This is a genomic window from Burkholderia sp. KJ006 (assembly GCF_000262695.1).
In the GTDB taxonomy this organism is placed as follows: Bacteria; Pseudomonadota; Gammaproteobacteria; order Burkholderiales; family Burkholderiaceae; genus Burkholderia; species Burkholderia vietnamiensis.
On the sequence record NC_017920.1, the window covers coordinates 1,311,481 to 1,338,460 of the forward strand.

Consider the following 26,980-nt stretch of genomic DNA (forward strand, 5'->3'; position numbering starts at 1 on the left):
CGCTCACACGGAGTGGTTTAGATGACGTTCTGGAATCTGTATTTCATCCTGAAGTTCGTGCTGTTCGCGACCGGCCATCTGCAGCCGCTGTGGCTGGCCAACCTCGCGTTCGCGCTGGCGCTCGCCGCGAGCGCGCGGGTCCGGCGGCGCGTGTCGCGCATCGTCCGGCAACTCGTCGCGATCGCGATCGCGGTGCCGCTGCTCGCGCACGAGATGCATGCGCCGCCGCTCGCGCGGCTCGCCGAAGCCGCGCGCGAAATGAGCACGTTCCGCGCCGATTACTGGATGGAGCTGCTGCCGCGCCTGCTGCCGCCGTTGCTGGCGTTGACCGTGGCCGGCGTGCTGATCGTCTATTTCATCGTGAACCGCTGGGTGCGCGTCGCCACCTTCGTGCTCGCGGCGCTGATCGTGCTGCCGCTGTGGGAGGCCGGCAGCGGGCTGGTCGCGCGCGGCATCGCGCCGCTGCCGCAGCAGGCGAATGCGGCCGTCGCGCGCGCCGACCAGCCGGAGGATTACAACGCGGCGCTCGCGGCGTTCCGCGCGCAGGAGTCGCAGCGCCAGGTCGCGTTCGGCCATCCCGCCAACGATCCGGCCACGCAGTTCGACGTGATCGTGCTGCACGTGTGCTCGCTGTCGTGGGACGATCTCGACGCCGCGAAGGTGCGCAATCATCCGATGCTGAGCCACTTCGACTACCTGTTCTCGAACTTCAGCACGGCGGCGAGCTACAGCGGGCCGGCGGCGATCCGCGTGCTGCGCGCGAGCTGCGGCCAGGAAGCGCATGCGGACCTGTACAAGAGCGCGCCGCAGCAGTGCCATCTGTTCTCGCAGCTCGCGTCGGCCGGCTACACGGTGCAGACGCTGCTCAACCACGACGGCCATTTCGACAACTTCCTGCAGATCGTCCACGACAACATCGGCGTGCCCGATGCGCCGATGGTGTCGAACGCGGCCGCGCCGGTCGCGATGCACGCGTTCGACGGCTCGGCGATCAAGGACGACTACAGCACGCTCGCGAACTGGTACGCGCAGCGCGCGTCGGTGCCGGGGCCGGTCGCGCTGTACTACAACACGATCAGCCTGCACGACGGCAACCGCGTGGTCGGCAGCGCGCTGACCAGCATCGATTCGTACCCGCAGCGCGCGACCAAGCTGATGAACGACTTCGACCACTTGGCCGACCTGATCGCGCAGTCCGGGCGGCGCGCGGTGATCGTGTTCGTGCCCGAGCATGGCGCCGCGCTGCGCGGCGACCACAACCAGGTCGCCGGCCTGCGCGAGATTCCGACGCCGCGCATCATTCACGGGCCGGTCGGCGTGCGGCTCGTCGGCTTCGCGGGCAATCACGGCACCACGACCGTGATCGATCAGCCCACCAGCTTCCTCGCGCTCGCGCAGCTGCTGTCGAACCTCGTGTCGAACAGCCCGTTCAAGCCGGGCGTGACGCTCGCGCAATATGCGGCCGACCTGCCGCGCACGCGGATGGTGGGCGAGAACGAAGGGACGGTGACGCTGCAGACTGCCGGCGGCTACGCGGTCAAGACTCCGGATGGCGTATGGATCGACGAACAGTGATCAACATCGGCGAAGGCGACGACGACCGCCTGTCGCAACCGAACGACGTGCTGGGGCTCGCGCGGCATCTGCCCGCGCTCGACCCCGCGCGCTACGTGGACGAGCAGGCGCGACGCGCGTTCATCGAGTCGCTCGAACGCTGGCCGACGCTCGCGAAGCTGATGGGATTGACGCGCTGAGTGCGATGAGTGCACCGAGGCCGGCGTGCATGCCGGCCTTGCCGCATGCCGCCGCTCAGTGTGCGTTGCGCTCGGGCTGGCGCGTCCATTCGTGTTCCTCGCCCGGCACCTTGCCGAACGTCTGCGCGGCCCACGCGGCGCGTGCGGCGTCGATCTTCGCGCGCGCGCTCGACACGAAGTTCCATTCGATGAACCGCTCGCCCGGCAGATGCGCGCCGCCGAGCAGCATCACGCGCGCGCCCGACGCGCTCGCGAGCGCGACCGTCGCGCCGGGTTCGAGCACGGCCATCGTCGCCGCGGCGAGCGGCGTGCCGTCGATCGTCAGCTCGCCGTCGACCAGATACACGCCGCGTTCCTCATGCTCGGCGTCGAGCGCGAGCGCTCCGCCGGCCGCGAATTCCGCATAGGCGTAAAGCGTCGGCGAGAACACGGCGACCGGCGACGCGAGCCCGAACGCGGTGCCGGCGATCACGCGCACGCGCGCGCCGTCGCGCGTGAACGACGGCAGCGTGTCGGCCGCGTGATGCACGAACGCGGGCTCGACGTCCTCGTGCTCGATCGGCAGCGCAACCCAGGTCTGGATGCCGTGCACCGGCTGTTCGTGCGGTCGGTCTTCGTCGGGCGAGCGCTCCGAGTGGACGATGCCGCGCCCGGCCGTCATCCAGTTCACGTCGCCGGGCACGATCTTTTGCCGGAAGCCGAGGCTGTCGTGATGCATCAGCGAGCCTTCGAACAGGTACGTGACGGTGGCGAGGCCGATGTGCGGATGCGGCAGCACGTCGATGCCGCGACCGGGCGGCAGCACGGCCGGCCCCATTTCGTCGAAGAAGATGAACGGGCCGACGAGCCGGGCCGCGCGCGCGGGCAGCACGCGACGCACGACGAGGTTGCCGATGTCGCTTTCGCGCGGCGTGAGCAGGGTCTTGATCGATGCGGACATGGTGGGGATCTCGTGCGCGGGTGAACTCAGGCGATGGCCGTGTCGATCGTGATCGGATGCGACAGGATCTTGTGGACCGGGCACGCGTTCGCGATCTGCAGCAGGCGCGCGCGCTGCTCGTCCGACAGGTCGCCGTCGAGCGTGATGCGACGCACGATCGTGCTGCCGGCGCTGCCGGCCTCGTGCGCGAGCTTCACGTGAACCTCCGCGAGCGGCCAGCCCTTGCGTTGCGCGTACATCTTCAGCGTGATCGCGGTGCATGCGCCGAGGCTCGACAGCAGCAGCGCGACCGGCGTCGGCGCGGTGTCGCCGCCGCCGAGCGCCACCGGTTCGTCGGCGCGCCATTGATGCACGCCGTCGGTGAAATGGACCAGATAATCGACCGAGCCGATGCTCGCTTCGACGGACAGTTCGCTCATTGCAATTCCAGGTTGGGGTAGGGGGCGGCCGGCGATCGCGTGCCGGGCGTCACGGCTCGAGCAGGCGCTGCAGCCGCAGCTCCTCGAAATCCAGCTCGGATTCTATGCGGTGCAGCACGGCGTCGTCGACGCGGCCGTCGCGATGCAGCGCGAGCAGCGCATCGCGCGACACGCCGACCATCTCGAGCTCGACGCCCAGCATCCGCGCGCGCACCTGCGCCGGCTGCGCGCCGTCGCGGTGGGCGCGCTCGTTGAACGCGACGCGGTTGCGGTATTCGGTGAGCAGCCGCTCGCGCGACGCGCGCTCGAGGCCGTCGCCGTCCGGCCCGCGCGCATCGAGCGCCGCCAGCGCCGCGCCGAACGTGTGTGCGCGCACCGCGTGCTCGGACATCGTGCGGCGCACGGCGGGGCGCAGCTTCAGCACGCGGATCAGCGGCGCGAGCGTGCCGCCCTGGACCACCAGCGTCGCGATGATCAGCAGGAACGTGCTGAACAGGATCAGGTCGCGCGCGGGAAAATCGGCCGGCAGCGCGATCGCGGCGGCGAGGCTCACGACACCGCGCATGCCCGACCAGCCGAGCACGACGGCCTCGCGCCACGACCACGGCGGATGGCCGGCGCGCGGCGCGCGCAGCCGCGCGGGCAGCCACATCGCGACGAACACCCAGACGACGCGTGCGGCGATCGCGGCGGCCGTCGCCGGCAGCGCGACGCGCAGGCCGGCCATCAGCACCGCGCCTTCCTGGTTCACGCGCGCGAGAATCGCATGCAGCGCGAGGCCGATCAGGATGAACACGAGCGCGTCGAGCACGAACACGACGGCTTCCCAGGTGGCCTTCGCCTTGATCCGCAGATCGGCGCCGAACACGCGGTGCTGGCGCACGCCGAGCACGAGGCCGCAGGTCACGACCGACAGCACGCCTGAGCCGTGCACGGCCTCCGCGATTCCGTAGCTGCCCCACGCCATCGCGAACGTGACGACGATGCCGAGCATCGGCTCGCGCACGCGCTGCAGCACCCAGCACATCGCGTGGCCGCATACGAGGCCGGTCACGATGCCGATCAGCGTGAGCGAGAAGAACAGCGCGGTGGCGCCCGCGGTCGTGATCGTCACCGCCAGCGCGGCGGAGACGGCCATCTGGTACAGCAGCAGGCCCGACGCATCGTTGACGAGGCTTTCGCCTTCGAGCACCGCGACGAGCCGCGCGGGCAGCGGATGGCGCTGCAGGATCGCCTTCGCGGCGACCGCGTCGGGCGGCGACACGATCGCGCCGAGCGTGAAGCATGCGGCCCACGGCAGCGCCGGGTTCGCCGCATGCACGGCGAGCGCGACGGCCACGGTCGTGAACGCGACCGCGCCGAGCGCCAGCGACGCGATCGACGCGAGCTCGTGGCGGAATTCCTTCCACGCGGTATAGAAGCCGCTCGACATCAGCAGCGGCGGCAGCACGGCCGCGAGCAGCAGCGCCGGGTCCATGTCGGGCACCCGCTTGCCGGCGACGGCCACCACGCAGCCGCCGACGAGCAGCACGACCGCCGGCGGAATCGACACGCGCTCGGCGAGCCACGTGAGCGCGCCCGCGCCGCAGATCAACAGCAGCAGGTAATGAAACAGTTCGACGTTGCTCATGCGTGGTATCGGGGTGCGGTGTGGATCACGACGACTTGCGCGCGTTCGTGCTGCGGCAAGGCGCGCTGGCTGCAGGTTGCGTCACGCCGTGCGGCGGTCGGCCGATGACCTGCGGGCATGCGCCGCGTGACGGACGGGAGCCGTTCGCCGGCCAGCAGGCCGAGCAGGCCGGTGAGCGCGAACCGCGGCGGGGCGGGCGAGTTCAGTTCGAGCGCGCCGTAGAGCATGCCGGCGAGCAGCGAGAAGACAGACGGTTTCATGGAGGCGGGTGTCGTGATCGCCGGGCGGCGGCGCAGGGGCTTCGTCAAAGTTTTGAAAGCGTATCGGGTTTGCGGGAAGAAAAAAAGGGCGGACTGCCGAGACGGATGGCGCGTCCGGCGAGGCCGTGACCGATGGCGAGCGCGGCAAGGATCACGTTCGCGCCCGACGCTGTGTGATGGAAGCGCCAATGCTCAGACGTCCGCAACTTCGTGCAGATAACGCCGACGTGCTGTTCGATGTCGCTCCGATCCACGAGCCGGCCGCACCGCGCACGGCTATGCCGGATATCACGAGACGACCGGCCGTTTGCCGGGCGAATTCGAAAAAGTGAATCGTCAAAATCCGCTCGACGGGCTCAACCGGTTCCCCGATCATGCGGAAACGCTTTCCGGGCGGACGACGAACCGCAGCGCAGCATGATGCCGCGGCGTGGCCGCGCGGCACCGGATCGCGTACCGGCGCGAGCACGTCGTCGAGCGCGACGGCGAGCTTCGCGACGAACGAGGTCCGCAACCGCGGGCGCCGCTCGCTTCGGTTCACTCGACAATTTTTTCGTGCATCTCGGGCCACTCGCGGCACGCGTGCTTGCAGCCACCCCGACGCCCGACGCTGCACGCCCACCGCCCGGCGACGGCCCGTTTCGATGACGATGCAACAACAGGAAACTTCGTGATGCAATCCATTCGCTCCATGCTGGTCGCCGCGCTGATCGCGGGCGGCCTCGCGCTCGCGCCGGCCGCGTTCGCGAAGCCGCCGGTGCCGCCGGCCGTCACGCCGACGCTTGCCGTCGGTGCGCAGTACGACACCACGCACGTGTACGTCGCGCCCGAGGACTTCGCGCGCTTCACCGACAGCTTCGTCGCGACGTTCGGCGGCAGCAAGTCGAAGCAGGGCGTGTTCCAGGTCACGCCGACGCCGAGCCGGACGATGTCGCAGCTCGTGTTCACGCCGGTCGGCACGCTTTCGGTGTTCGGCTTCAAGACGCCGGTGCCCTGGCCGTTCGGCGCCGAGCGCACCGGCTATCTGGTGACCGACATGGACACGGCGGTGAAGGTTGCGCGCGAGCACGGCGCGGACGTGATCGCCGACACGTTCGCCGATCCGATCGGCCGCGATGCGCTCGTCTCGTGGCCCGGCGGCGTGAACATGCAGCTGTACTGGCACAACCAGGCGCCGCACTACGACGCGCTGCAGAGCGTGCCGGAGAATCGCGTGTACGTGTCGCCGCAAAGCATGCGCAAGTTCGTGCACGACTTCGTGAAGTTCTCGAAAGGCAAGGTGGTGTCCGACGACGCGAACGCGCCCGGCATCGAAATCGGCCGGCCGAACGACACGTATCGGCGCATCCGCATCGAATCGGGTTTCGGCAAGATGACCGTGCTCGTCACCGACGGGCAGTTGCCCTATCCGTTCGGCCGCGAGATGACCGGCTACGCGGTCGCCGATCTCGCCGCGACGCTGCAGAAGGCGCAAGCCGCCGGCGTGACCGTGCTCGTGCCGCCGTTCGCATCGGACGGCCGCGACGCGGCGCTCGTGCAGTTCCCGGGCGGCTACATCGCCGAAATCCACGCGAGCGCGACGCGATGAAGCACGAGGACACGATCCTGGCCGCGGTGGCCGGCTTTGTCGACACGCTGAGCTTCGTCGCGCTGTTCGGGCTGTTCACCGCGCACGTGACCGGCAACTTCGTGCTGATCGGTGCGGGCATCGCGGGCTTCGGCCAGGGCGTCGTGCTCAAGCTCAGCGTGTTTCCGGCGTTCGTGTGCGGCGTGATCGCGGCGAGCCTGATCGCGCGCTCGATGTCCGCGCGGCCCGCATGGCAGGGCGCGCGCGTGCTGCATACGGTGCAGGCCGTGCTGCTGCTCGGCTTCTGCGCGGCCGGCTGGTGGGCGACGCCCGTCACGCAGCCCGACGCGCTGCCGGCGCTCGTCGCGGGCATCGTCGGCACGTTCGCGATGGGCGTGCAGAACGCGCATGCGCGGGTGATCCCGCGTGCCGCCGGCGTGCCGAATACGGTGATGACCGGCAACGTCACGCAGGCGATCCTCGACGTCGTCGAGCTGTGCTCGCGCGGCACGGCCGACGCCGCGCGTGCGACCGCACGCTCGCGCTTCGGCAAGATGCTGCCGGCGATCGTCGCGTTCGCATTCGGCGCGGCGTGCGGCGCGCTCGGGTTCCGCTACGTCGGTTTTCTCGCGCTGCTCGCGCCGGCCGCCGCGCTCGCGGTGCTCGCGCTCGGCGCGGCGCCGCAGGAGCGTGCGTGACGGGGCCACGCGTGCGCGCTTCGTGATTGGCGGTTTGCCAGCGCGGCTGGTCGCGCTCGCGTTTCGTTGCGGTAGCGCGCGACGATCGGCGGCTTGGTCCGTCGGTGGGCGAACGTTGCGCTGTCGGTACGGTGGGGAAGGGCCGGTCGTGTGCCGGAATCCATGTGCAACCGCGTGCCGGCCGCACGACCGTCGGCGCCCCTGACTGGCATGCTCAAGCCCGCGCAACGCCGAGGCGGCGACGCGATCGAGCAGGCCGCAGGCACGATGTGCATCACGTCGGCGCCGAGTCGAAGCAAGACGGGTGACGCACGCGCCACGGCGCGGCAGATGAAAAAAGGGCAGCCGCGACGGGCTGCCCTTGGTTCGACCGGCCGGCGTGGTGGCCGGTCCGGTCGTGACGATGCTGCGTGTTACAGGTTCGGCGACAGCGCGAGCGCGTTCGTCAGGTCGCCCATCGGCTGTGCGCCGTTCGCCTTCAGCGCGTCGTCGCGCTGTTGCAGGCCCGCGAGGCGCGGCAGCGAGAAGCGGCGCGTGATGAAGCGCAGGATCGAGCCGGTGTCGTACTGCGTATGGTCGACGAAGCCCTTCTTCGCGAACGGCGACACGATCAGCGCCGGAATGCGCGTGCCCGGGCCCCAGCGGTCGCCGCTCGGCGGTGCGGCGTGATCCCAGAAGCCGCCGTTCTCGTCGTACGTGACGATCACGACCATGTTCTTCCACTGCGGGCTGGCCTGCAGGTGCGCGATCACGTCGGCGATGTGCTGGTCGCCGGACGTGACGTCCGTGTAGCCCGGGTGCTCGTTCAGGTTGCCTTGCGGCTTGTAGAACGTCACCTGCGGCAGCGTGCCCGCGTCGATCGCCTTGATGAAGTCCGCGCCGTTCGCGCCGCCGTCGAGCAGGTGCTGCGCACGGTTCGCGGTGCCCGGCGCCTGGTTCGCGTAGTAGTTGAACGGCTGATGGTGCGGCTGGAAGTTCGGCGTCGACAGATCGGGGCCGTAGATCACGTTCGACGTGCCGTTCTGGCTCGCCTGCAGCGCCTGGCCCCACGCGCCCGAATACCATGCCCACGACACGCCCGCGCCGGTCATCAGGTCGCCGATGTTGGTGGCCGTCTGCGGCGGCATCGTCGACGGGTTCGCCGGGTCGGCGAGCAGCGGATCGCCGCCTGTGGCAGCCTTGTTGCCGCTCGGCTGGTAGGCCGGCTGCATCGTGTTCACGCCGTAGAAGTCGGGCGTGAGCGCGCCGTCGTTGACGAACTTCGGCGGGCCGCTCAGGGCCGACGCCGGCGAGTTCGACGCGACCTGCAGCGACTTGCCGTCGGCGTTCAGCACCGCGATCTTGCCGGCCGCGACGCTCTTGTCGGCGTTCGGGTAGTACGGTGCGCACGCGCAGACCAGGTACTGGTGGTTCAGGAACGAACCGCCGAACGCGCCCATGAAGAAGTTGTCGGCCAGCACGTACTGCTGCGCGAGCTTCCACAGCGGCAGCTTCGACGGATCGGGCGTGTAGTGGCCCATCGTCAGGCCGCCCGCATCGGTCCAGGCGGCGTACATGTCGTTCTTGCCACCGTCGATCTGCATCTGGTCCTGATAGAAGCGGTGCACGATGTCGCGCGTCGCGATGCTCATCGGCTGGTTGAAGCCCTTCGGATCGTCGATCGCGAACGGCGCGTTCGGCAGGTTCGCCGTCATCGCCTCGGTGACCGCCGGCGTGATGCCGGTCGCGGTCAGGCCGCCCCAGACCTTCGGCAGCGTCGCGAGCGTCGAGCCGTCGCGGTCCTTCTGCACCGAGTTCGCGGCCGTCGCGTTCTGCAGGCCGTTCGCGCCCGGGAAGTTGCCGTACAGGTTGTCGAAGCTGCGGTTTTCCGCGTAGATCACGACGACGTTCTTGACGGCCGACAGACCCTGTTGCGTGACATCGTCGCCGCCGCAGGCGGTCAGGCTCAGCGCGGCCGCGAGCGCGATCGGCGTACAGCGAATCCAGGCGTGCTTCTTCATGCGTTTTTCTCTCTCGTCGTTTGTCACGTGTGGGAACCGGGTGGTGTTCGGCCGGCGCGGACGCGGCGTGGCATCGACCGGCTGCGCGCATTATCTGGAACCCATTTGACAGGCTGGTGTAGGGCTGCTTTCAATTCGCTGTCGGCTTACCGTCATGCGACCGTCATGCAACTGACATAAGCTCCGGCCGATCGACCACCGCTACAAGAAGAACGACGATGCACAGCCTTCCGAACTCCCGCGCGTCAGCGCGATCGTTGCTGCCGGCCATGGCGGCGCTGCTCGCGGCCGGCGCGCTCGCCGCCCTGGCCGGGTGCGACGCGCGGCCCGCCGCGACTGCCGTGGCCACAGCGGTCATTTCCGCCGCCCAGGCCGCGCCGGCCGCGCCGACGCTCGCACCGGCGGTCGCGCCGCCCAATCAGCCGCAGAGCCGCGCGCAGGTGTTCGAGGGTGTGAAGCAGATGACGGCGCTCGGCAAGCAGCTGTTCTTCGATCCGTCGCTGTCGGGCTCGGGCAAGCTCGCGTGCGCGTCGTGCCACAGCCCCGACCATGCGTTCGGGCCGCCGAACGCGCTGTCGGTGCAGCTCGGCGGCGACGACATGCATCGCACCGGTTTTCGCGCGGCGCCGTCGCTGAAGTACCTGCGCGGGATCCCGCCGTTCAGCGAGCACTTCCACGATTCGCCGGACGAAGGCGACGAGAGCATCGACGCGGGGCCGACGGGCGGCCTGACGTGGGACGGCCGCGTCGATACGCGCGATGCGCAGGCGCGCATCCCGCTCACGTCGCCGTTCGAGATGAGCAGCTCGCCCAAGCGCGTCGCGCAGGCCGTGCGCGCGGCGCCGTATGCGGACGCGTTCCGCCGCGCGTTCGGCGACCCGGTGCTCGCCGACGATCAGGCGACCTTCGCCGCGGTGCTGCGCGCGCTCGACGCGTTCCAGCAGCAGCCGGCGCTGTTCGATCCGTACACGAGCAAGTACGACGCGTATCTGGCCGGCCATGCGAAGCTCACGCCGGCCGAACTGCACGGCTTGCAGCTGTTCAACGACGAGCGCAAGGGCAACTGCGCGAGCTGTCACGTGAGCCAGCGCACGCTCGAAGGCGGCCCGCCGCAATTCAGCGATTTCGGGCTGATCGCGATCGCGGTGCCGCGCAACCGCGCGCTGGCCGTCAATCGCGACGCGCGCTTCCACGATCTCGGCGCGTGCGGGCCGCAGCGCACCGACCTGAAGGGCCGCGACGAATTCTGCGGGCTGTTCCGCACGCCGTCGCTGCGCAACGTGGCGTTGCGCAAGACCTTCTTCCACAACGGCGTGTACCACTCGCTCGACGACGTGCTGCGCTTCTACGCCGAGCGCGACATCCATCCGGAGAAGTTCTATCCGGTCGTGCACGGCAAGGTGCAGATCTACGACGACCTGCCGAAACGCTACTGGCCGAACATCAATCGCGAGCCGCCGTTCGACCGCAAGCGCGGCGACGCGCCCGCGCTGAACGCCGCCGAGATCAAGGATGTGATCGCGTTCCTGAACACGCTGACCGACGGATATCAACCCGTGGCCGATCACGCGGCGCGCTGAGCGCAGCGCACGCGGCACGCATGCTATGCTCGCTCGCTGACAGGCGTGGCGAGTGGCGCGTGCCGGTTCGGCGGCCGCCGGTTTGCCGGCTGGCCAGCCGCCGGCGCACCGGCCGCGCGCCGCGCCGTTCGATCGAACATCCAAGGAGAACAACACATGTCGATGCGTGCATCCCTTTCCGTCGTCACGCGCGTGCTGGCCGGCGTCGCGTGCGCAGCCGCGCTGCTGCCCGCCCATGCGCAAAGCAACCTGGGCTTTCTGAACGACACGCCGCTGACCTATTTCAGCAACGCCGACCAGGAGTCGCTGGCCGACGCCGTCGCGCACGCGCGCGACACCAGCAAGGACGGCCAGACGTCGACGTGGCGGAGCAGCAGCAGCGGCACGCAGATCGTGGCGAAGCTCACGCCGTCGACGAGCCACAGCGACGGCCGCACGTGCCGCGAGGTCGTGACGGAGATTGCCGCGAAGGGCCAGACGCTGACGCTCAAGCCGTTCTACTGCAAGACGGCCGCGGGCGCGTGGCAGTTGCAGAAGCGCTGAGCGCACGCGCAATGACGCGCGGCGGCGCGACGCGCACGGTGTCGTGCGGCGTCGTGATCCTCGATACGGCGGGCCGCGTGTTCCTTGCGCATGCGACGGACACCACGCACTGGGACATCCCGAAAGGGCAGGGCGAGCCCGGCGAGACGCCGGCCGATGCGGCGCTGCGTGAGCTGCGCGAGGAAACCGGCGTCGAACTGGCGGCGGCGCGGCTCGTCGATCTCGGCCGCTTCGCCTATCGCCACGACAAGGATCTGCATCTGTTCGCGGTGCAGGTCGCGGACGACGAGATCGATCCCGCGCGCTGCACGTGCACGTCGCTGTTCCCGAGCCGTCGCGACGGCTCGCTGATTCCCGAGATGGACGCGTACCGGTGGACCGCGCCCGACGAAATCGACGCGTATGCGAGCCGTAGCCTCGCGCGGCTGTTTCACACGGCGTTGCCGCTCGCGGATGTGCAGCGCCGGCTCGCGGGCGGGTGACCCCGGCGGCGCGGCCTTGTGTGCAGGCAATGAAAAAACGGCCCGAAGGCCGTTTTTTTTCGATCGTGCGACATGCGTCGCGGCGATCGCGCGATGTGCGCCGCAGGCCACCGGCCCGCGCGCGCAACGGCCCGTCAGGCCGGCTTGCCCCAGCTGTCGCGCAGCCCGACGATGCGGTTGAACACCGGCTTGCCCGGCTTCGAGTCGATGCGATCGGCGACGAAATAGCCGTGGCGCTCGAACTGCAGGCGCGTTTCCGGCGCGACGTCGCCGGCGCCCGGTTCGACGTAGGCCTGCGTGACCTTCTTCGAATTCGGGTTGAGCGCGTCGAGGAAGTTCGCGCCGCCTGCGTCCGGGTGCGGCTCCTTGAACAACCGGTCGTAGATCCGCACTTCGGCCGGCTGCGCGTGCTTCGCGCTGACCCAGTGGATGTTGCCCTTGACCTTGTAGTTGTTCGCGCCGTCGGTGCCCGACTTGCTGTCCGGGAAGTAGTTGCAGTGCACGGCCGTCACGTTGCCGTCGGCGTCCTTGTCGAAACCCGTGCATTCGACCACGTAGCCGTAGCGCAGGCGCACCTTGTTGCCCGGGAACAGCCGGAAATAGCCCTTCGGCGGAGCTTCGGCGAAGTCGTCACGCTCGATCCACAGCTCGCGCGAGATCGGGAACGTGCGCACGCCGCGATCCGGATGATGCGGATGCACGGGCGCCGTGCAGGCTTCCTCGAGGTCTTCCGGATAGTTGTCGATCACGAGCTTCAGCGGATCGAGCACGCCGACCGTACGCGCCGCCTTGTCGTCGAGGTCGTCGCGCAGCGCGCCTTCGAACACGCTCATGTCGATCCACGAGTCGACCTTCGTCACGCCGATCCGCTCGCAGAACAGCTGGATGCTCTCCGGCGTGAAGCCGCGCCGACGAATCCCGACGATGGTCGGCATGCGCGGGTCGTCCCAGCCTTCGACGTGGCCTTCGGTCACCAGTTGCAGCAGCTTGCGCTTGCTGGTGATCGCGTACGTGAGGTTCAGCCGCGAGAATTCGATCTGTTGCGGCAGCGGCCGCGTGAACACGCCGGCTTCGGCGAGCTCGTTGAGCACCCAGTCGTACAGCGGACGGTGATCCTCGAATTCGAGCGTGCACAGCGAATGCGTGATGCCTTCGAGCGCATCCGAGATGCAGTGCGTGTAGTCGTACATCGGATACACGCACCATGCGTCGCCGGTGCGATAGTGGTGCGCGTAGCGGATCCGGTAGATCACCGGGTCGCGCATGTTCATGTTCGGCGACGCCATGTCGATCTTCGCGCGCAGCACGTGCTCGCCTTCCTTGAACTCGCCGGCCTTCATCCGGCGGAACAGGTCGAGGTTTTCCTGGGGCGAACGGTCGCGATACGGCGACGGCTTGCCGCCTTCGGTCAGCGAGCCGCGGTTCGCGCGCATTTCGTCCGCGCTCTGGCTGTCGACGTACGCCTTGCCGCGCTGGATCAGCAGCTCGGCGAACTCGTAGAGCTTGTCGTAGTAGTCGCTCGCGAAATACTGATGATCGACCGCGTCCTTGCGCCAGTCGAAGCCGAGCCAGCGCACCGCGTCGACGATCGAGTCGACGTATTCGACGCTTTCCTTTTCCGGGTTCGTGTCGTCGAAGCGCAGGTGGCACACGCCGCCGTAGTCGCGTGCGACGCTGAAGTTCAGGCAGATGCTCTTCGCATGGCCGATGTGCAGATAGCCGTTCGGCTCGGGCGGGAAGCGCGTCTCGACGCGGCCGCCCCATTTGCCGGTGCGGTTGTCGTCGTCGATGATGTTGCGGATGAAATTGGAAGCCGCGGGGGCGTCGTTACGTTCGGTGCTCATGCGGTTGGCGTCAGGTTGTGTCGGCGCGTCGCGCCGGTTTAATCCTGCAATTCTACCTGACCGGGGTCCGTCCCGCGCGGGTTGCGGCGGCGCCCGCGCCGGTGCGCGCCGCGCAACCCAGTATCTCGATAGTGTGTCGGCTGTAACACGAGGTAAATCGGTTTGCCGCGCGTGTTCGGCTGTTTCTATGATGGCTTTACCGATTCGACGCCGCCATTCGTATTATTTGCCGGCGAAAGGAAGCCAACAATCATGATGAAGCAGACCACTTTTCTCGTTCGTACCGCCGTGATCGTCGCGGCCCTGTCCCAACTCGGCGCATGCGCGATGACGCACACGCAGCGCAACGCCGGCATCGGCGCGGCCGCGGGCGGCGCGCTCGGTTATCTCATTACCGGCGGCCCGATCGGCACGGTCGCAGGCGCGGCGGCCGGCGGCCTGGTCGGCGCCGGCGTGCGTTGAGCGAAGCCGGCGCATGAGTGCCGGCCGCTCGTGACGGCGCGCGCGGCACGCGACGCACCGGTTTCCCGCGTATCCATTCCGCAATTCGACAGGCAGCAATCAGGGAGGAGCGGATGTGCGACACTTCGTCGGCCTCACATAACGATTTCATTCGTCGACGAAACCTTCATGAGCGATTCACTCGTGTTCGTGCTGCCGGGCTACGCCAACTCCGGCCCACTGCATTGGCAAAGCCGCTGGGAGCGGGCCGACGCGCGCTTCGTGCGCGTGGCGATGCCCGACTGGAACCACGCATTCCGTAACGGCTGGTGTCTCGCGCTCGACCGTGCGATCGACGCCGCGCGCGGCCCGGTGACGATTGCCGCGCACAGCCTCGGCACGTTGACCACGGCCTGGTGGGCCACCCGCTATGCGCGGCCAGCCGCGTTGGCGAAGGTGCGCGGCGCGCTGCTGGTCGCGTTGCCCGATCCGGCCGGGCCCGCATTTCCGGCCGACGCGCACGGCTTCGGGCCGGTGCCGCACGAACGGCTGCCGTTTCCGACCCGCGTGGTCGCGAGCAGCGACGATCCGTACGGCTCGATTTCATTCGCACGCGGTTGTGCGCAGGCGTGGGGCAGTGTGTTCCACGATCTCGGCCCGCGTGGTCATATCAATGCGGACAGCGGGCTCGGCGACTGGCCTGACGGGCGCCGCTGGCTCGACGCGCTGGGCGGTGGGGCGGAACGCGGCTGACGCGTGCGTGCCGAGTGCTGGGTGCCGCCCGTCGCGCCGGCCGGGCGCGAACGGCGGATCATCGGCTGGGGAACACTACGCGCCGCTCGCACCGCAACGGATGAGCTGGCGCTCGCCATGTCCTTGACGCTGCGACGGCTTGGCCGGCGCTCGCCATGCGACACAGGTTGCGACGGACCGGTCGGCTCCCGCGCGCCGCTGACACTGCGAGCGCCGCGCCGCGTCCGCGACATACATAGTCAAATCGCCTGCTTTGCGCGCAACGCCGCGATCCGCGAGTCGTCGTAGCCGAGCATGTCGCGCAGCACGTCTTCGGTCTGCGCGCCGAGCAGCGGCGGGGCCGTACGCGCGTCGGGCGGCGTCGCGCTCATCCGGATCGGATTGCGCACCAGCTTCACGTCGGCGCCGCACGGGTGCGGCAGCGACACCTGCATCCCGCGCGCGACCACCTGCTCGTTGGCGAACACTTCGTCGAGTTCGTTGATCGGCCCGCACGGCACGCCGGCCGCTTCGAGCGCGGCGATCCAGTCGGTCTTGCCGCGCGTCTTCACCATCTCCGCGAGGATCGGCACCAGCGTGTCGCGATGGCGCACGCGCGACGGGTTGGTCGCGAACCGCTCGTCGAGCGCGAGCTCCGGCCGGCCGCCGGCCTCGACGAACTTGCGGAACTGCCCGTCGTTGCCGACCGCGACGATGATCCAGCCGTCGCTCGTCTGGAACGTCTGGTACGGCACGATGTTCGGATGCGCGTTGCCCCAGCGCACCGGCGGCTTGCCGCTCGCGAGGAAGTTGGTGTTCATGTTCGCGAGCAGCGCGACCTGCACGTCGAGCAGCGCCATGTCGATGTGCTGGCCTTCGCCCGTGCGGTCGCGGTGCGCGAGCGCGGCGAGCACCGCGATCGTCGCATAGAGGCCGGTGGCCAGATCGGCGATCGCGACGCCGGCCTTCTGCGGGCCGCCGCCCGGCTCGCTGTCGCGCTCGCCGGTGATGCTCATGAAGCCGCCGATCCCCTGCACGATGAAGTCGTAGCCCGCGCGATGCGCGTACGGGCCCGTCTGGCCGAAGCCGGTGACCGAGCAGTAGACCAGGTCGGGCTTCACCGCGCGCAGCGATTCGTAGTCGAGCCCGTACTTCTTCAACTGCCCGACCTTGTAGTTCTCCAGCACGACGTCGCTTTGCGCGGCGAGCTCGCGCACGATCTGCTGGCCTTCCGGCGTCGCGATGTCGACCGTCACCGAGCGCTTGTTGCGGTTCGCCGCGAGATAGTACGCGGCCTCGGCGGTGTCGGCGCCGTTCGCGTCCTTCAGGTACGGCGGCCCCCAGTGGCGCGTGTCGTCGCCGGCGCCGGGGCGCTCGACCTTGATCACGTCCGCACCGAAGTCGGCAAGCGTCTGCGCGCACCACGGGCCCGCGAGCACGCGGGTGAGGTCCAGCACGCGGATATGGCTCAGGGCACCCATCGTCGATTCGTCTCCTGTCATGGCTCGCCGCGGCCGGCGAAGGATTGGCATGCCGAGCATCTTAAGGCGAATCGTCCCGGCCGGTGGCCCATTCCGGTCGTCCGGCGAGGCGGGCCGCTGCCGTCTGCGGCCGCCGGTCTCTATCGTATAATCGACCGTTTACGATATTCGCCCGCCGTGCGTCCGCGAGGACGGCCGGCGCTTGAAGCCGTCTTAGCCAGACATTCCCCGCACGCCATGAAAGCTGCCGAAATCCGCGAGAAATTCCTCAAATTCTTCGAATCGAAGGGCCATACGATCGTCCGCTCGTCGAGCCTCGTGCCCGGTAACGACCCCACGCTGATGTTCACCAACTCGGGCATGGTCCAGTTCAAGGACGTGTTCCTCGGCACCGATCAGCGCCCGTACACGCGCGCGACCACCGCGCAGCGCAGCGTGCGCGCCGGCGGCAAGCACAACGACCTCGAGAACGTCGGCTACACGGCGCGCCACCACACGTTCTTCGAGATGCTCGGCAACTTCTCGTTCGGCGACTACTTCAAGCACGACGCGATCCGCTTCGCGTGGGAGCTGCTGACGACCGTCTACCAGCTGCCGAAGGACAAGCTGTGGGTGACCGTCTATCAGGAAGACGACGAGGCGTACGACATCTGGGCGAAGGAAGTCGGCGTGCCGGCCGAGCGCATCATCCGCATCGGCGACAACAAGGGCGCGCGTTACGCGTCGGACAACTTCTGGACGATGGGCGACACCGGCCCGTGCGGCCCGTGCACCGAGATCTTCTACGACCACGGCCCGGACGTCTGGGGCGGCCCGCCGGGATCGCCCGAGGAAGACGGCGACCGCTACATCGAGATCTGGAACCTCGTGTTCATGCAGTTCAACCGCGACGCGCAGGGCAACATGACGCGCCTGCCGAAGCAGTCGGTCGACACCGGCATGGGCCTCGAGCGTCTCGCCGCGGTGCTGCAGCACGTGCACAGCAACTATGAAATCGACCTGTTCCAGAACCTGATCAAGGCCGCCGCGCGCGTGACCGAGACCGCCGATCTGAACAACAACTCGCTGAAGGTGATCGCCGATCACATCCGCGCGTGCTCGTTCCTGATCGTCGACGGCGTGATCCCCGGCAACGAAGGCCGCGGCTACGTGCTGCGCCGGATCGTGCGCCGCGCGATCCGCCACGGCTACAAGCTCGGCCGCAAGGGCGCGTTCTTCCACAAGCTGGTGGCCGATCTGGTCGCCGAGATGGGCGCCGCGTATCCGGAGCTCAAGGAAGCCGAGCAGCGCGTGACCGACGTGCTGCGCCAGGAAGAGGAGCGCTTCTTCGAAACGATCGAGCACGGGATGTCGATCCTCGAGGCGGCGCTCGCCGACGTCGAGGCGAAGGGCGGCAAGGTGCTCGACGGCGAACTCGCGTTCAAGCTGCACGACACCTACGGCTTCCCGCTCGATTTGACCGCCGACGTGTGCCGCGAGCGCGGCATGACGGTCGACGAGCCGGCGTTCGACGACGCGATGGCGCGTCAGCGCGAGCAGGCGCGCGCGGCCGGCAAGTTCAAGGCCACGCAGGGCCTCGAATACACGGGCGCGAAGACCACCTTCCACGGCTACGAGGAAATCGCGTTCGACGACGCGAAGGTCGTCGCGCTGTACGTCGAAGGGTCGTCGGTCGGCGAAGTGAAGGCCGGCCAGGATGCGGTCGTCGTGCTCGACCACACGCCGTTCTACGCGGAATCGGGCGGCCAGGTCGGCGACCAGGGCGTGCTCGCGAACGCCGCGACGCGCTTCGCGGTGGCCGACACGCTGAAGGTGCAGGCCGACGTGATCGGCCACCACGGCACGCTCGAGCAGGGCACGCTGAAGGTCGGCGACGTGCTGCGCGCGGAGATCGACGCACAGCGCCGCGCCCGCACGCAGCGCAACCACTCGGCGACCCACCTGATGCACAAGGCGCTGCGCGAAGTGCTCGGCGCGCACGTGCAGCAGAAGGGTTCGCTCGTCGATGCGGACAAGACGCGCTTCGACTTCGCGCACAACGCGCCGCTGACCGACGACGAAATCCGTCGCGTCGAGCAGATCGTCAACGACGAAATCCTGGCCAACGCGCCGGGCATCGTGCGCGTAATGCCGTACGACGAAGCGGTGAAGGGCGGCGCGATGGCGCTGTTCGGCGAGAAGTACGGCGACGAAGTGCGCGTGCTCGACCTCGGCTTCTCGCGCGAGCTGTGCGGCGGCACGCACGTGCAGCGCACCGGCGACATCGGGCTGTTCAAGATCGTCGTCGAAGGCGGCGTCGCGGCCGGCATCCGCCGCGTCGAGGCGATCACCGGCGACAACGCGGTGCGCTACGTGCAGGAACTCGATGCGCGCGTGAACGAAGCCGCGGCCGCGCTGAAGGCGCAGCCGTCGGAGCTCACGCAGCGCATCGCGCAGGTGCAGGAGCAGGTGAAGTCGCTCGAGAAGGAGCTCGGCGCGCTGAAGTCGAAGCTCGCGTCGAGCCAGGGCGACGAGCTCGCGCAGCAGGCCGTCGAAGTGGGCGGCGTGTTCGTGCTGGCGGCGACGCTCGACGGCGCGGACGCGAAGACGCTGCGCGAGACGGTCGACAAGCTCAAGGACAAGCTGAAGAGCGCGGCGATCGTGCTGGCGGCCGTCGAAGGCGGCAAGGTCAGCCTGATCGCGGGCGTCACGCCCGAGGCGAGCAAGAAGGTCAAGGCCGGCGAGCTCGTGAACTTCGTCGCGCAGCAGGTCGGCGGCAAGGGCGGCGGCCGCCCCGACATGGCGCAGGCGGGCGGCACGGAACCGGCGAACCTGCCGGGCGCGCTCGCGGGCGTGAAGGGCTGGATCGAAGCGCGTCTTTGATCGCTTGATCGTTGCCGACGGCGCGATGCGGTCTCGCTGACCGCGTCGCGCGTCTTGGGGAAAGCGACCCGTTCGGCGTTGGCCGGACGGGTCGCTTTGTTTTTTGCGGTGGGGTGGGGGCGGTGAGGTGGGGTTCGGCTGGGCGGCGGCCGGTTGGGTTTGGCTAGGCCCGGTAGGGCTCGGTGAGGCCCGGTTCGATTCGGCCCGGCGCGATTCGGCTCGGCTCGCTCGATTCGGCTCGCCCCGGCGCGCCGCGATTCGGCTCAATCCGATCAGGTCCGGTGGTTCGGCTCGTGCCGGCTCGATTCGATTCCGTCCGTCCGGCCGGCTCTGCTCGACTCGACTTGATTCGATTCGGCCAAGCCCAGCCTAGGCCTGCGAAGGCCGCCCGCCGCTTCCCCGCCTCAGACCGGCACAGCCACCGCCGCAGCCCCCGCATCGACCGGCCGACGCGCGCCCTCCGCGAGCGCATCGCGCAGCGCGGCGAGCGCGGCCGACGCGTACCCGTGCCGCCATGCGAGCAGCGTGTCGATGCCTTCGAATTCGACGATCGTATGGGCCGCGACGTTGTCGGTATGCGGCTGCAGCTCGAGCACCGAGTGCGGTGCGACCGCGACGCCCGCGCCGGCCGCGACGCACGCGACGATCGCATGATACGACCCGAGCTCGAGCACGCGCGCCGGCTTCATCCCCTGCGCCGCGTACCATTGCTCGACGTATTTCCGGTACGTGCAGCCGCGCTCGAACGCGACCAGCGTCGGCAGCATCACGTCGCGCGGCGTGCGCACCGGCGGATGGCCGCGCGGCGTCAGCAGCACGAGGTCCTCGCGATAGATCGGCACCGTCTCGAACGTGTCTGGCAGCGTGTCCGGCGCCGGTGGCCGCGCGAACAGCGCGGCGTCGATCTCGAAGTCGCGCACCTTGTCGATCAGCCAGCCGCTCGTGCCGGTGACGAGCTCCAGCGACACGGCCGGCCACGCATGGTGGTAGCGCGCCAGCACGGCCGGCAGCCGGCTCGCGGCCGTGCTCTCCATCGTGCCGAGCCGCAGCCGCCCGCGCGGCGTATCTTCGCGCACCGCGTCGCGCGCCTCGTCGGCCAGCGCGAGCAGCCGCTCCGCGTACGGCAGCAGCGTGTGGCCGGCCGGCGTCAGCACGAGCCGGCGGCCGTCGCGCACGAACAGCGCCGCGCCCAGTTCCTCCTCGAGCTGCTTGATGCGCGTCGTCACGTTCGACTGCACGCGATTGAGCTTCGCCGCCGCACGCGTCACGCCGTTCTCGCGCACGACGGCGCGGAAAATCGCCAGCGCGGCCAGGTCCATGGTTCTCTCCGGGAGATAGGTGGATTCTCGATTATTCATTTTTCGAGAAGGGTCGGTCAAGCTACGATGAAGCTCGTCCGATTCCTGTTCCGGCCGGCGCGCGCCGGCCGCCGCCGCCATGTCCCGTTCCGATGCTCACACCGCCGCCCGTGCCCGCCCGTCAGCCGATGCCGACCGCCGCGCGCGCACGGCCGCGCTCGCTTGCATGGTCGGGCTCGCGGTCGCGCTCGGCGTCGGGCGCTTCGCGTTCACGCCGCTGCTGCCGCTGATGCTCGCCGACGGCTCGATCGGCCTGCGGGCCGGCAGCTGGCTCGCGTCGGCGAACTACGCCGGGTATTTCGTCGGCGCGCTCAGCTGCGCGGCGCTGCCCGTCACGCCCGCGCGCATGGTCCGGTTCGGGCTGGCGGCCACCGTGCTGCTGACCGCCGCGATGGGCGTCGGCCACCTGCTGCCCGCGTGGCTCGCGGTGCGTTTCGTCGCCGGCGTGGTCAGCGCTTGGACCTTCGTGTTCGTGTCGCAATGGGGCTTGCGGCGGCTCGCCGAACTGCACGCGCCCGAGTGGAGCGGGGTGATCTATGCGGGACCCGGCGTCGGCATCGTGCTGACGGGGCTGATCGGCGGGGCACTTGCCGGCCACCGCGCGGCGCCGGGCTGGCTGGGGTTCGCGGCGCTGTCGGCGCTGCTGTCGGCGGCGATCTGGCGCACGTTCGGCCGCGCGCCGGCACCGGTGGCCCCAGCCGCGGCGGTAGCCCCAGCCCCAGCCGCGTCGGCGGTGCCGGCCGCGCACACGCCGGCCGCCGCGGTGACGCCTGCCGCAGTGCCAGCCACCGCCGCGCCGGCCCCTACCGCGCCAGCCACCGCCGCGCCGGCCACCACCGCGCCAGCCACCACCGCGCCAGCCCTCACCGCGCCGCCCGACGCACGCCGCCGTCGCGCCGACGCCGCATGGCTCGTCGCGCTGTACGGGATGCCGGGCTTCGGCTACATCATCACCGCGACGTTCCTGCCCGTGATCGCGCGCGCCGCGCTGCCGGCCGGCTCGCCGTGGCCCGACCTGTTCTGGCCGATGTTCGGTGCTGCGCTGATCGTCGGCGCGATCGCCGCCGCGCGGCTGCCCGGCCACTGGGACAACCGCCTGCTGCTCGCCGCCGGCTGCACGACGCAGGCGCTCGGGATCGCGGCGGGCATCGTGTGGCCGAACGCCGCCGGCTTCTCGATCGGCAGCGTGCTGCTCGGCCTGCCGTTCACCGCGATCACGCTGTTCGCGATGCGCGAGGCGCGGCGCCTGCACGGCGAGCGCGCGGCCGGACTGATGGGCTATGCGACCGCGTCGTACGGCGTCGGCCAGATCCTCGGGCCGCTCGTCGCGGCGCCGCTCACCGCGCGGTTCGGGTCGTTTTCGCCGGCGTTGTGGGGCGCGGCCGGCGCGCTGCTGGCCGGCGCCGCCGGCTTCGCGGCCCGCGGCGCACGCCCGCGCGCATGAGCGCCGCACGCTCGCCGTCGCACCCTCTGCGGCGCGGGCAAACTCGCTAGAATGAAGCCTTTCCCGCGCCGAGCGGGCGCGCGATGCGGCCGTCAGGCCGCGCCGGCGTCCGCCCAACTCCCGATCGATGACCACCGCCGATTACCGTTTTTGCCCGCAATGCGCGCGTCCGCTGACCGACCGCGCCGATCCCGCCCATGAAGGCGGCCGCGTGCGCCGCGCGTGCCCCGACGACACCTGCGGCTACGTGCACTGGAACAATCCGCTGCCGGTCGTGGCCGCGATCGTCGAGCTCGACGGCAAGATCCTGCTCGCGCGCAACGCGGCCTGGCCGGAAGGGATGTTCGCGCTGATCACCGGCTTCCTCGAGAACGGCGAAACGCCCGAGGACGGCATCGCGCGCGAAGTGTTCGAGGAAACGGCGCTGAAGGCCGAGCAGGTCACGCTCGTCGGCGTCTATGAATTCATGCGCAAGAACGAACTGATCATCGCGTACCACGTGCGCGCGTCGGGCACCGTCGCGCTGTCGCCGGAGCTGCTCGAATACCGGCTCGTCGATCCGCCGCTGCTGCGCCCGTGGCGCGCCGGCACCGGCTACGCGCTGGCCGACTGGATGCGCGCGCGCGGCCTCGACTTCGAATTCGTCGAGCGGGCAGGCCAGTGACGGGCCGCGCCGCCGCCCGTCCATGCTCCGCCGCGTCGCATCGCGCCGTGCCGCACGCGCGCGTCGCCACGTCATCCTCCCTCTGACCATCACCGCCATGTCCGACAAGCCGCAAGCGCGTTCGCGCGACGCCTATCGCCACTTCCTGCCGATCACGACCCGCTGGATGGACAACGACGTCTACGGCCACGTGAACAACGTCGTCTACTACAGCTACTTCGACACCGTCGTGAACGAATACCTGATCCGCGCCGGCGTGCTCGACGTCGAGCACGGGCAGACGATCGGCCTCGTGGTCGAGACGCAGTGCAACTACTTCGCGCCGCTCGTGTTTCCGCAGTCGGTCGATGCCGGCTTGCGGGTCGCGAAGCTCGGCACGTCGAGCGTGCGCTACGAGATCGGGCTGTTCGCGGCCGGAGAGGCGGCGCCGGCCGCGCAGGGGCATTTCGTGCACGTGTACGTCGATCGCGCGACACGCCGCCCGGTGCCGCTGCCCGACGCGCTGCGCGCGGCGCTCGAACCGCTCGCCCGCTGACCGGCACGCGGTGACGGCGTTGTACGCGTTCGCGCTCGAGGCATTCAACGGCCTCAGCTACGGCTTGCTGCTGTTCATGCTGTCGGCCGGCCTCACGCTGATCTTCAGCGTGCAGGGCGTGCTCAATTTCGCGCATGCGAGCTTCTACATGCTCGGCGCGTACGTCGGCTACAGCATCGCGGCGCGCGTGGGCTTCTGGCCGGCGCTCGTGCTCGCGCCGCTCGGGGTCGGGCTGCTCGGCGCCGGCTGCGAGCGCTGGCTGCTGCACCGCGTGCAGGCGCGTGGCGGCCACACGAGCGAGCTGCTGCTGACCTTCGGCCTCGCGTATCTGATCGGCGAGGCCGCGAAGCTGCTGTGGGGCCTCGCGCCGCTGCCGGCGCCGGTGCCGCCGCTGCTCGACGGCGCGCCGGTGAGCGCGTTCGGCGTCGCGCTGCCGCGCTACCGGCTGTTCATGATGGCGATGTCCGCCGCGATGCTGATCGCGCTCGGCGTCCTGCTGCGCGCGTCGCGCATCGGCCTCGTCGTGCGCGCCGCGCTCACCCATCGTGCGGCCGTCGAGGCGCTCGGCTACGACGTGCCGCGCGTGATGACCGGCCTGTTCGGCGCGGGCACCGCGCTCGCCGCGCTCGCGGGCGTGATCGGCGCGCCGCTCGCGGTGATCGAGCCGGCGCTGGCCGAGACCGTCGGCTCGGTGGTGTTCGCGATCGTCGTGATCGGCGGGCTCGGCTCGCTCGGCGGCGCGTTCGTCGCGTCGCTCGCGGTCGGGTTCGCGCAGACCTGCGCGGCGTCCAGCGACACGTCGCTGCGCGATCTCGCGCACTGGGCCGGCGTCGCGCTGCCCGATGGCGTCGCGGCCGTGTCGCTCGCGCAACTCGCGCCGCTGGTCCCGTACCTGCTGCTCGTCGCGGTGCTGGCCGTGCGGCCGCGCGGGCTGTTCGGCGAGCGTGTCGATGGCTAGCCGCATGCCGAACGGCGCGCTGCGCTGGACGCTGTTCGTCGCATGCGCGGTGCTGCCGGCATGGCTGTGGCCGCAGGGCGCGGTACTCGGCTATCTCGCGCAGACGGCCGCGCTCGTCGTGCTCGCGCTGTCGTACAACCTGCAGCTCGGCACGACCGGGCTGCTGTCGTTCGGCCATGCGGCCGTCGCCGGCGTCGGCGCGTTCGCCGCCGCGCACTGGTTCAATCGGGTGGGCGCTCCGCTGCCGCTGCTGCCGCTCGTCGGCGGCGTGGCCGGCGCGGCGTTCGGCTGCGTCGCCGGCCTGCTCGCGACGCGTCGCGCGGGCACCGTGTTCGCGATGATCACGCTCGGCATCGGCGAGTGCGTCGCGGCGGCCGCGTGGAGCGTGCCCGCATGGTTCGGCGGCGTCGGCGGCGTGCCGATCGACCGCGCGGGCGGCACGCCGTGGGGCGGCTGGCAATTCGGCGCGCCGACGCACGCATACGCGCTGATCGCCGCATGGTGCATCGGCTCGGCGCTGGCGATGTACGCGCTGACGCGCACGCCGCTCGCGCGCCTCGCGAACGCGGTGCGCGACAACCCGGCGCGCGTCGCCGCGCTCGGCACCGAGCCGCGCCACGTGCGGCTCGCGATGGTCACCTGCGCCTCGTTCTTCGCGGGCGTCGCCGGCACGCTGACGCTGATCGACGTCGAGATCGCGACGCCCGACAGCGTGTCGATGGCGCGCTCCGCGACCGTGCTGATCGCCGCGGTGATCGGCGGCACCGGCACGTTCTTCGGGCCGGCGCTCGGCGCGGTGGTTCTGACCGCGCTCAGCGTGGTCGTCGCCGGCGTGTCGCGCGCGTGGGCGCTGTATCTCGGCGTGCTGTTCGTCGCGGTCGTGGTCGCCGCGCCGCGCGGGATCGCGGGCGTCGCGCAGGCCTGCGCGCACGCGTGGCGCCGCGGCGCGCCGGCCGTCGAGCGCTGGCGCATGCTGTGCGGCGTCGGCGCGGGCGCGTTCTGGGCGATCGCGATCGTCTGCGCGGCCGAGCTCGGTTACGCCTGGCGCTTCGCGCAGGACGACGGCGGCGGCAGCGCGTTCGGCGTATGGCGGATCGACGCCGACGCGCCGGCCGGCTGGGCCGTCGCCGCTTCGGCGGCCGGCATCGGCATGCTGCTGTGGGGCTGGCGCGCGCGGCTCGCGGGCCGCGCGCACGAAGTGCCCGATGCGCCCGATGCGCGCGAGGACGGCCGATGAACGGCGATGCGATCGCACTGCACGGCATCGTCCAGCGCTTCGGCGCGCAGACCGTGCTCGACGGGATCGACCTGAGCGTGCCGAGCGGCGAGCGTCACGCACTGATCGGGCCGAACGGCGCCGGCAAGTCGACGCTGTTCGGCGTGATCGCCGGCGCGACGCGGCCGACCCGCGGGCGCGTCGTGCTGCACGGCGTCGAGTTGCGCGGGCGCGGCCCGGTCGTCGCGAGCCGGCTCGGCATCGGCCGCAGCTTTCAGCAGACCAGCGCGTTCGCGCAACTCAGCGTGTTCGACAACCTGCGCTGCGCGGCGCTGCACGCGCCGGCCGAGCGGCGCCGCTGGTGGAACCGGCTGCGCGAGTCGCCGTCCGTCGATCGCGCGGCCGCGCGCGTGCTGCACGACGTCGGCCTCGATGCGTGGCACGCGACGCGTGCGGGCGAGCTCGGCTACGCGGAGCAGCGCGCGCTCGATCTCGGCATCGCGCTCGCGAGCGGCGCGCGCACGCTGCTGCTCGACGAACCGACGGCCGGCATGAGCCGCGACCAGGCGGCGCGGATGCTCGCGCTGATCCGTGCGACCACGCAAGGCCGCACGGTGCTGATGATCGAGCACGACATGGACGCGGTGTTCGGCTTCGCCGAGCGCATCACGGTGCTCGTGCGCGGCGCGGTGGTCGCGACCGGCGCGCCCGATGCGATCCGCGCCGATGCCGCCGTGCGCGCCGCGTATCTCGGTGACGGCGCATGAGCGCGCTGCTCGACATCCGCAGCCTGCGCGCATGGTATGCGCTGCAGCCCGTGCTCGACGGCGTCGATCTCACGCTCGCCGCGGGCGAGACGCTCGCGCTGCTCGGCCGCAACGGCTCGGGCCGCTCGACGCTCGCGAAGGCCGTGATGGGGCTCGTGCGCACCGCGGGCTCGGTGCGCATCGACGGCGTCGAATCCGCGGGCGCGCGCACGTTCGAGATCGCGCGGCGCGGCGTCGCGTACGTGGCCGAAAGTCGCGACGTGTTTCCACTGCTCAGCGTGCGCGACAACCTGCGGCTCGGCTTGCGCGGCATGCGCGGCGCGGCCGGGCGCGCCGCGCTCGACGCGCTGCTCGAGCGCTTTGCGCTGCTCGGCGCGCGCGCCGACGTGAAGGCCGGCCGGCTGTCGGGCGGCGAGCAGCAGGTGCTCGCGCTGGTGCGCGCGCTCGCCGGCCGGCCGCGCGTGCTGATCGTCGACGAGCCGGCCGAAGGGCTCGCGCCGCGCGCCGTCGACGAAGTCGGCGCGTGCCTCGCCGCGCTGCAGGCCGACGGCGTCGCGATCCTGCTGATCGAGCAGCGGCTCCAGCTCGCGCCGCGGCTCGCGCAGCGCGTCGCGGTGATGGGGCGCGGACGGATCGTCCACGACGGCGCGCTCGCCGAACTCGGCGGCGACGTCGTCAGCGCGTGGTTGAGCGCCGGTTGATGCCCGATCGGGCCACCGAGCCCCGACCGAGCCCCGACCGAGCGCACGCGCGTTGCGCCGATTGTTCGTCAAACCCCGCCAGTCAATTCGCGTCGAGCCGCTTT

At 70.4% G+C, this 26,980-nt stretch carries 26 protein-coding genes; 17 read left to right on the forward strand and 9 right to left on the reverse strand.

The features are described 5' to 3' along the window. The first annotated feature begins 21 nt into the window (after nt 1–21). Together bcsG and MYA_RS05975 are read left to right on the forward strand one after the other, a co-directional pair. Entirely contained in the window at nt 22–1,575 is a 1,554-nt protein-coding gene (gene bcsG / locus MYA_RS05970; RefSeq protein WP_014722846.1) for a cellulose biosynthesis protein BcsG, read from the forward strand. Continuing rightward, entirely contained in the window at nt 1,557–1,754 is a 198-nt protein-coding gene (locus MYA_RS05975) for a hypothetical protein (protein ID WP_011884396.1), read from the forward strand. Before bcsG ends, MYA_RS05975 begins: the two co-directional genes overlap by 19 nt. 55 nt (nt 1,755–1,809) lie before the next feature. Here MYA_RS05975 and MYA_RS05980 read toward each other — a convergent pair whose 3' ends face one another. The 5 genes from MYA_RS05980 to MYA_RS32555 form a co-directional block, all read right to left on the reverse strand. Then, a complete protein-coding gene (locus tag MYA_RS05980) occupies nt 1,810–2,694 on the reverse strand; it encodes a pirin family protein (protein ID WP_014722848.1) in 885 nt (294 codons plus the stop codon). A gap of 26 nt (nt 2,695–2,720) precedes the next feature. Then, on the reverse strand, nt 2,721–3,113 hold the full coding sequence (locus MYA_RS05985; protein WP_011884400.1) for an OsmC family protein: 393 nt from the start codon (nt 3,111–3,113) through the stop codon (nt 2,721–2,723). A gap of 49 nt (nt 3,114–3,162) precedes the next feature. Further along, entirely contained in the window at nt 3,163–4,743 is a 1,581-nt protein-coding gene (locus MYA_RS05990; RefSeq protein ID WP_011884401.1) for a cation:proton antiporter, read from the reverse strand. After that, nucleotides 4,740–5,003: a DUF1427 family protein gene (locus tag MYA_RS05995; protein WP_014722849.1), complete on the reverse strand. Its 264-nt coding sequence runs from the start codon at nt 5,001–5,003 to the stop codon at nt 4,740–4,742. Before MYA_RS05995 ends, MYA_RS05990 begins: the two co-directional genes overlap by 4 nt. 151 nt (nt 5,004–5,154) lie before the next feature. Then, nucleotides 5,155–5,544 carry a hypothetical protein gene (locus MYA_RS32555; RefSeq protein ID WP_148278547.1) on the reverse strand — a complete coding sequence of 130 codons (390 nt, stop codon included), beginning with the start codon at nt 5,542–5,544 and terminating at the stop codon, nt 5,155–5,157. A gap of 132 nt (nt 5,545–5,676) precedes the next feature. Between MYA_RS32555 and MYA_RS06000 the strand changes: the two genes are divergently transcribed. Both MYA_RS06000 and MYA_RS06005 read left to right on the forward strand, forming a co-directional pair. Continuing rightward, complete coding sequence (locus tag MYA_RS06000) at nt 5,677–6,591, forward strand: VOC family protein (RefSeq protein WP_041493807.1); 915 nt, start codon at nt 5,677–5,679, stop codon at nt 6,589–6,591. Beyond that, on the forward strand, nt 6,588–7,268 hold the full coding sequence (locus MYA_RS06005) for a YoaK family protein (protein WP_014722853.1): 681 nt from the start codon (nt 6,588–6,590) through the stop codon (nt 7,266–7,268). Before MYA_RS06000 ends, MYA_RS06005 begins: the two co-directional genes overlap by 4 nt. 413 nt (nt 7,269–7,681) lie before the next feature. On the opposite strand, the gene MYA_RS06010 is transcribed toward MYA_RS06005, so the two are convergent. After that, complete coding sequence (locus tag MYA_RS06010; protein ID WP_014722854.1) at nt 7,682–9,268, reverse strand: acid phosphatase; 1,587 nt, start codon at nt 9,266–9,268, stop codon at nt 7,682–7,684. A 218-nt stretch (nt 9,269–9,486) separates the two neighbouring features. Between MYA_RS06010 and MYA_RS06015 the strand changes: the two genes are divergently transcribed. The 3 genes from MYA_RS06015 (at nt 9,487) to MYA_RS06025 (ending at nt 11,873) form a co-directional block, all read left to right on the forward strand. Next, nucleotides 9,487–10,848, forward strand: a complete 1,362-nt coding sequence (locus MYA_RS06015) for a cytochrome-c peroxidase (protein ID WP_041493808.1) — start codon at nt 9,487–9,489, stop codon at nt 10,846–10,848. 156 nt (nt 10,849–11,004) lie between these two features. Further along, on the forward strand, nt 11,005–11,391 hold the full coding sequence (locus MYA_RS06020) for an RT0821/Lpp0805 family surface protein (RefSeq protein ID WP_011884411.1): 387 nt from the start codon (nt 11,005–11,007) through the stop codon (nt 11,389–11,391). Between the two features lie 11 nt (nt 11,392–11,402). Next, the gene (locus MYA_RS06025) at nt 11,403–11,873 is read left to right on the forward strand and encodes an NUDIX hydrolase (protein WP_011884413.1); all 471 of its coding nucleotides are present in this window, start codon (nt 11,403–11,405) and stop codon (nt 11,871–11,873) included. A gap of 134 nt (nt 11,874–12,007) precedes the next feature. Here the strand turns inward: MYA_RS06025 and MYA_RS06030 are convergent, their stop codons facing one another. After that, complete coding sequence (locus tag MYA_RS06030) at nt 12,008–13,717, reverse strand: glutamine--tRNA ligase/YqeY domain fusion protein (protein WP_014722857.1); 1,710 nt, start codon at nt 13,715–13,717, stop codon at nt 12,008–12,010. 252 nt (nt 13,718–13,969) lie between these two features. On the opposite strand from MYA_RS06030, the gene MYA_RS06035 reads away from it, so the two are divergent. Beyond that, the gene (locus MYA_RS06035; protein ID WP_011884418.1) at nt 13,970–14,179 is read left to right on the forward strand and encodes an ornithine acetyltransferase; all 210 of its coding nucleotides are present in this window, start codon (nt 13,970–13,972) and stop codon (nt 14,177–14,179) included. A gap of 168 nt (nt 14,180–14,347) precedes the next feature. Continuing rightward, nucleotides 14,348–14,911 carry an RBBP9/YdeN family alpha/beta hydrolase gene (locus MYA_RS06040; protein WP_014722858.1) on the forward strand — a complete coding sequence of 188 codons (564 nt, stop codon included), beginning with the start codon at nt 14,348–14,350 and terminating at the stop codon, nt 14,909–14,911. Between the two features lie 239 nt (nt 14,912–15,150). Here MYA_RS06040 and MYA_RS06045 read toward each other — a convergent pair whose 3' ends face one another. Beyond that, the gene (locus MYA_RS06045; protein WP_011884420.1) at nt 15,151–16,371 is read right to left on the reverse strand and encodes a CaiB/BaiF CoA transferase family protein; all 1,221 of its coding nucleotides are present in this window, start codon (nt 16,369–16,371) and stop codon (nt 15,151–15,153) included. Between the two features lie 237 nt (nt 16,372–16,608). On the opposite strand from MYA_RS06045, the gene alaS reads away from it, so the two are divergent. Further along, on the forward strand, nt 16,609–19,233 hold the full coding sequence (gene alaS, locus MYA_RS06050) for an alanine--tRNA ligase (protein ID WP_014722861.1): 2,625 nt from the start codon (nt 16,609–16,611) through the stop codon (nt 19,231–19,233). A 404-nt stretch (nt 19,234–19,637) separates the two neighbouring features. Here the strand turns inward: alaS and MYA_RS06055 are convergent, their stop codons facing one another. Continuing rightward, on the reverse strand, nt 19,638–20,552 hold the full coding sequence (locus MYA_RS06055; RefSeq protein ID WP_014722862.1) for a LysR family transcriptional regulator: 915 nt from the start codon (nt 20,550–20,552) through the stop codon (nt 19,638–19,640). 118 nt (nt 20,553–20,670) lie between these two features. Here MYA_RS06055 and MYA_RS06060 point away from each other — a divergent pair, with 118 nt between their 5' ends. From MYA_RS06060 to MYA_RS06090, 7 genes are all read left to right on the forward strand, one after another. Continuing rightward, the gene (locus MYA_RS06060) at nt 20,671–22,035 is read left to right on the forward strand and encodes a YbfB/YjiJ family MFS transporter (protein ID WP_041493809.1); all 1,365 of its coding nucleotides are present in this window, start codon (nt 20,671–20,673) and stop codon (nt 22,033–22,035) included. 127 nt (nt 22,036–22,162) lie between these two features. Beyond that, nucleotides 22,163–22,699 carry an NUDIX domain-containing protein gene (locus MYA_RS06065; RefSeq protein ID WP_011884430.1) on the forward strand — a complete coding sequence of 179 codons (537 nt, stop codon included), beginning with the start codon at nt 22,163–22,165 and terminating at the stop codon, nt 22,697–22,699. A gap of 97 nt (nt 22,700–22,796) precedes the next feature. Continuing rightward, nucleotides 22,797–23,234: an acyl-CoA thioesterase gene (locus MYA_RS06070; RefSeq protein ID WP_011884432.1), complete on the forward strand. Its 438-nt coding sequence runs from the start codon at nt 22,797–22,799 to the stop codon at nt 23,232–23,234. Between the two features lie 19 nt (nt 23,235–23,253). Continuing rightward, nucleotides 23,254–24,192 carry a branched-chain amino acid ABC transporter permease gene (locus MYA_RS06075; RefSeq protein ID WP_041493953.1) on the forward strand — a complete coding sequence of 313 codons (939 nt, stop codon included), beginning with the start codon at nt 23,254–23,256 and terminating at the stop codon, nt 24,190–24,192. Beyond that, nucleotides 24,185–25,429, forward strand: coding sequence for a branched-chain amino acid ABC transporter permease (locus MYA_RS06080; RefSeq protein WP_041493810.1), 1,245 nt, complete (start codon nt 24,185–24,187; stop codon nt 25,427–25,429). Before MYA_RS06075 ends, MYA_RS06080 begins: the two co-directional genes overlap by 8 nt. Next, nucleotides 25,426–26,175, forward strand: a complete 750-nt coding sequence (locus MYA_RS06085; protein ID WP_011884438.1) for an ABC transporter ATP-binding protein — start codon at nt 25,426–25,428, stop codon at nt 26,173–26,175. Before MYA_RS06080 ends, MYA_RS06085 begins: the two co-directional genes overlap by 4 nt. Beyond that, on the forward strand, nt 26,172–26,876 hold the full coding sequence (locus tag MYA_RS06090) for an ABC transporter ATP-binding protein (RefSeq protein ID WP_014722866.1): 705 nt from the start codon (nt 26,172–26,174) through the stop codon (nt 26,874–26,876). The genes MYA_RS06085 and MYA_RS06090 overlap by 4 nt, the downstream gene beginning before the upstream one ends. The last annotated feature ends 104 nt before the right edge of the window (nt 26,877–26,980 follow it).